Here is a 4979-nt window from a genome sequence, read left to right on the forward strand (position 1 = left end):
GCGGCGCAGCCTTGGCCGCCATGAACACAACCCACCAGCTCGGCCTTGGAAGCATCGATGCCGGCAAATACAGCTTGATCTTGCATGGTCAGGTCTCCCCTATCGACAATGACAGTCGTTGGGGTGGGGACCCGCCAGCCGCGTTGGCTTGCACTCAGATCGGCGGTCTGTCTGTTTGGCGGCCGCGCAGTTCTTTATCGACGCTGACAGGCGGGGTGGGGGCAATCTCTGCCAGTCGGTCCAGGCCGATCTCCGGATTTCAGGCCCTCCACCCCAACCACGCAACCATACAAGCCGGATCCGCGCACGCCACTGGATGAGCGGCGGCGCTGCGCGCGCCTCTAAGTGTCCAGCTTGCCCACCGAGATGATCGGGCCGGTCGGTGCACCGGTCGGCGAGCCGCCGGCCGGTTCCAGGCTGACCGCGAAGGCGGCGGTGTTGCGCAATAGCTCGGTGCGGATCACCTTGGTCGCGCCGTCGGCGGCCACCAGGCCCAACGAGCGCGGTGCGCCCTGGCCGGGAACCGCCCATAGTTCGAGCGCGCGCTGTGGGTCCATCGCCAGCGCGTCGACCGGCCGCAGCACCAGGCCGCGCCCGTCGGCGCTGACGCTGGCAACGAACTTGGCGTTCTRCAGCGCTGCGCCGGCAGCCGCGTCGGACGGGGCCAGCACCACCAGGATCGGCGGTTGGGCGGGCTTCGGGATCGTCAGCGCCACGCCCAGCGCCAGTGCGGCAGCAGTCGCGAAGCCGGTGGCGGCGCGCCATGGCAATACGGCTTGCCACCAGCGCTGCGGCGCCGGCGGTGTTTCGTTGGCGGCGCGGCGCTCGGCGAACAGGCGTTCTTCAATGCCTTTCCAGACCCGTGGCGACGGCGCGACCGGCTTCACGCTGGCCGCCAACGGCACCAGGGCGTCCTGCCAGCGGGCCACGGCCGCGCGCAGGGCCGGGTGGGCTGGCAGCAGGTTGTCGAAGCGCCGGCGGGCCGGGCCGCGCAGCGTGCCGAGCACGAATTCGGCGGCCAGGCGGTCGGCGAGGGGAGCGCGGGAGTAGTCCATCAATGCCCGCCCGGCCGCCCGTAGGGCATTGATTGTCCCCTCGGGGGGCAGTGAACGAAGTGAGCGTGGGGCTTCATGTTCAGGCTCCTACCGCGTCGATCGCGCCGGCCCGCTCGAGGCAGGCGCGCAGCGACAGCAGGCCGCGCCGGACCCAGCTTTTCACGGTGCCCAGCGGCTGGCGCAGCTGTTCGGCGACCTCGGAGTGCGATAGCCCCTGGTAGAAGGCCAGCGCCAGCGTCTGCTGCTGCTCGCCTGACAAGCCCTTCATGCACACGCCAACCGCGCGTGCCTGCACCGCCTGGCCCAGCAACTCCATCGGGCCGGAGGCCTCGCTCGGCATCTGGTCCAGCACGTCGTCGTCCTCGCCATCGTCGAGCGACGGCCGGGCGGTGACCCACTGCGGCTCGGTCTGGCGCCGGCGCAGGCTGTCGATCGCGCGGTGGCGCGCAATGCTGGTCAGCCAGGTCATCGGCTGCGCCCGCTGGGCGTCAAAGCTGCCGGCGGCTCCCCAGATCTTCACGAATATCTCCTGCAACAGGTCCTCAGCTTGGCCCCGGTCGGTATTGATACGGAGAATGACCCCAAGTAGATGCGCTGCCGTCTGCTGGTAAAGCGTGGCAAAAGCCGCGCGGTCGCCCAAAGAGACGCGCGCGAGCAGCGCGCCCAGGGCGTCGGCGCGCTGGGCGGAAGAGAAGGCGGAAGTGGCCATCGGCGGAATTCTAGGAGTGCGTTGACGGAGGTTCGACCCAGGCATACGCCAGCCACTGCCGCTTGGATGCCTGTCGATCGTGGGGGAGAACCCCGATCCGTACAATCGTTGCCCACCATGTCCCGACCGCAAGAATTCGTCCTCACGCTGGCCTGCCGCGACACCAAGGGCATTGTTCACAACGTGTCGGGCCTGCTGTACCAGGCCGGCTGCAACATCATCGATTCGCAGCAATTCGGCGACCTGCAGGGTGAGGACGCGACCGGTTTCTTCTTCATGCGGGTGCATTTCGAGGCGCCCGAGCAGTTGGCCGAGGTGGCCACGCTGGACAAGCTGTTTGGCCATGTTCGCCAACAGTTCGGCATGCAAGCCACTTTCCATGCGGTGGACCAGCGGCCGCGCGTGCTGCTGATGGTCAGCCAGCATGGCCACTGCCTGAACGACCTGCTGTACCGCTGGAAGAGCGGCCAGCTGGCGCTGGACATTCCGGCCGTGGTGTCGAACCACCGCACGCACGAGAAGTTGGTCGAAAGCTACGGCCTGCCCTTCCACCACCTGCCGCTGGCCGCTGGCGCCGATGCGGCGGCCAAGCGCGTGCAAGAGCAGCAGATCGAGGCGCTGATCGAGGCCGAACGCATCGACCTCGTGGTGCTGGCGCGCTACATGCAGATCCTGAGTTCCGAGTTCTGCCAACGCCTGGCCGGCCGGGCGATCAACATCCACCACAGCTTCCTGCCCAGCTTCAAGGGTGCCAAGCCGTACTACCAGGCCCATGCCCGCGGGGTGAAGCTGATCGGCGCGACGGCCCACTACGTGACCGCCGACCTGGACGAGGGGCCGATCATCGAGCAGGACGTCGAGCGGGTCGACCACTCGCTGTCGGCCGATGACCTGACCGCCGTCGGTCGCGATGTCGAGTGCGTGGTGTTGGCGCGCGCAGTGCGCTGGCATGTCGAGCGCCGCGTGCTGATGAACGCGCACAAGACGGTGGTCTTCCGTTAGTGTCCTGTCCCGCAAATAACTGCCATTGAGATTCGACCAGATGGTGATGATCGTGCGTCCGGACGGCTGGGCAGATACCGAGCGTATCTGCCCTGATGGCCGGGCGCGCGAGCGCGCCATCTGGTCGAACCCACTTTCGACATTTCTGGCGGGCCGAAGCCGGGGCGCTCGCAGCGCCGCCAAGCCGGGCAGATACCACGAGGTATCTACCCGGCTCGTCGACTCGCGATCATCCCCATTGCGGCTCGTCGCAATGGCAGCTATTTGCGGGACAGGACACTAGAGGCGTACTTCATGCCGCAAGCACCCAAGGCCGCGCTGCTCGCGTCGCCGGACGACGTTGAGAACCAGTTCTACGAAGCGCTGCGCGAGGCGGACATCGAGAAGCTGATGGCCGTCTGGGCCGACGACGAAGAGGTGGTCTGCATCCACCCCGGCGGGCCGCGTCTGGTGGGCCCAGCGGCGGTGCGCGCAGCCTTCGAGGCGGTGTTCGCCAACGGGGCGGTCCATGTGCAACCCGAGAAAGTGCGCCGCGTCCACGCGATGAGCGCGGCGATGCACAGCGTGCTTGAGCGCGTTGCGTTGAAGACGCCCGACGGCGCACGCACCGGCTGGGTGATGGCGACCAACGTCTACCTGAAGACAGCGCAAGGCTGGCGCATGGTGACCCACCATGCCAGCCCCGGCACGGCCCAAGAGCCGCCGGAGCTGGTCGAGGCGCCGACGACACTGCACTGAGCGGGGATAGCGGGGCCGCGATGCGCCACTTTCGAGCGCCACGCTGGTTGCCTGGCGGGCATTTGCAGACGATCTGGCCGGCGTTGTACGGCAAGCGTGTGCACGGCCCGCACCCGATCTACCAGCGCGAACGCTGGACCACGCCGGACCAGGACTTCATCGACGTCGACTTCCGTTTCTCGCGCCACCGCGACGCGCCGTGGTTGGTGCTGTTCCATGGTCTCGAGGGCTCGTCGCGCAGCCACTATGCCGAGGCGTTTGCCGATGTCGCGCACGCGCTGGGCTGGAACTACGCAGTACCGCATTTCCGCGGCTGCTCGGGCGAGCTGAACCTGGCGCCGCGCGCCTACCACTCGGGTGACTTCGAGGAGATCGGCTGGATCCTCACGCGCTTGCGCGAGCGCTCGAGCCAGCCGTTGCACGCAGTCGGCGTATCGCTGGGCGGTAACGCGCTGCTGCGCTGGGCCGAAGAGGCGGGCGAGACAGCCAGTGTGACCGCGCGCGCAGTGGCCGCGGTCTGCTCGCCGATCGACCTGACTGCCGGCGGCCATGCGATCGGCCGTGGCTTCAACCGGCAGGTCTACACCCGCATGTTCCTGCGCTCGATGAAGCCCAAGGCGCTGGCCAAATGGGCCCAGCACCCGGGCCTGTTCGACCGCGAGCGGATGGCCGCGGCACGCGACCTGTACGAGTTCGACAACCTGTTCACCGCGCCGCTGCACGGCTTTCGCAACACAGACGACTACTGGCGCCGCGCGTCCGCCAAGCCCTGGCTCGAGCACATCCGCGTGCCGGCGCTGGTGCTGAATGCGCGCAACGACCCGTTCGTGCCGGCCAGCAGCCTGCCCGGTGTGCACGAGGTGGGCCCATACGTGACGCTGTGGCAGCCACCGCATGGCGGGCACGTCGGTTTCCCGGCGGGCCGCTTTCCCCCTGGCCACGTGCGGGCCATGCCAGAAGCCGTCGTGGATTGGTTGCGAGCGAGATAAGGTCGGCCCATGGACGACATTGTCAAAGCGGCATTGGCCAAGTGGCCGCATGTGCCGCATTGCTACAACTGGCTCGCACTCGATGCGCGCGGCGACTGGTACATGCGCGACGACCGCATCCAGGCCGCGGGGCCGTTCCCGACGCCCAAAGGCAGCCGCATCCTGCACGACAAGCTGCAGGAGTTCATCGGCCGCAACTACGAGGCCGACGAGGCCGGCTGCTGGTTCTTCCAGAACGGGCCGCAGCGGGTCTATGTCGAGCTCGAGGCCGCGCCTTGGGTCTGGCGCTTGGCGGCGGTGCCCGGCGCGGCGCCGGCGCTCAGCACGCACACCGGCCGCAGTGCCGTCTTTCGCAGCGCATGGCTGGACGACGGCGGGCGCTTGTTCGCCGACAGCGACATCGGCTTTGGCCTGGTGCACACGCTGGACGCGGCCATCGGTGCCGACGCGATCGAGGCCGGCGATTGGCGCTACGAGGAATTGCCG

Annotated in this window: 6 protein-coding genes; 4 read left to right on the forward strand and 2 right to left on the reverse strand. The window is 68.2% G+C overall.

Features of this window, described 5'->3' with window-relative positions; genetic code table 11:
• Positions 1–341: 341 nt before the first annotated feature.
• Positions 342–1055: an anti-sigma factor gene (locus AC1DYI_RS26345; protein WP_477207090.1), complete on the reverse strand. Its 714-nt coding sequence runs from the start codon at positions 1053–1055 to the stop codon at positions 342–344.
• Positions 1056–1134: 79 nt separating this feature from the next.
• Positions 1135–1764 (reverse strand): sigma-70 family RNA polymerase sigma factor, encoded by a 630-nt coding sequence (locus AC1DYI_RS26350; RefSeq protein WP_477207091.1) that lies wholly within the window; start codon positions 1762–1764, stop codon positions 1135–1137.
• A 117-nt stretch (positions 1765–1881) separates the two neighbouring features.
• Between AC1DYI_RS26350 and purU the strand changes: the two genes are divergently transcribed.
• From purU to AC1DYI_RS26370, 4 genes are all read left to right on the forward strand, one after another.
• The gene (gene purU, locus AC1DYI_RS26355) at positions 1882–2766 is read left to right on the forward strand and encodes a formyltetrahydrofolate deformylase (protein WP_477207092.1); all 885 of its coding nucleotides are present in this window, start codon (positions 1882–1884) and stop codon (positions 2764–2766) included.
• Between the two features lie 294 nt (positions 2767–3060).
• A complete protein-coding gene (locus AC1DYI_RS26360) occupies positions 3061–3504 on the forward strand; it encodes a YybH family protein (RefSeq protein ID WP_477207093.1) in 444 nt (147 codons plus the stop codon).
• 20 nt (positions 3505–3524) lie between these two features.
• The gene (locus AC1DYI_RS26365) at positions 3525–4493 is read left to right on the forward strand and encodes a YheT family hydrolase (protein WP_477207094.1); all 969 of its coding nucleotides are present in this window, start codon (positions 3525–3527) and stop codon (positions 4491–4493) included.
• A 9-nt stretch (positions 4494–4502) separates the two neighbouring features.
• A partial coding sequence (locus AC1DYI_RS26370; protein ID WP_477207095.1) for a DUF2946 family protein occupies positions 4503–4979 on the forward strand: 477 nt, incomplete at its 3' end.

Source organism: Ideonella sp. P3_A4 (genome assembly GCF_056403075.1).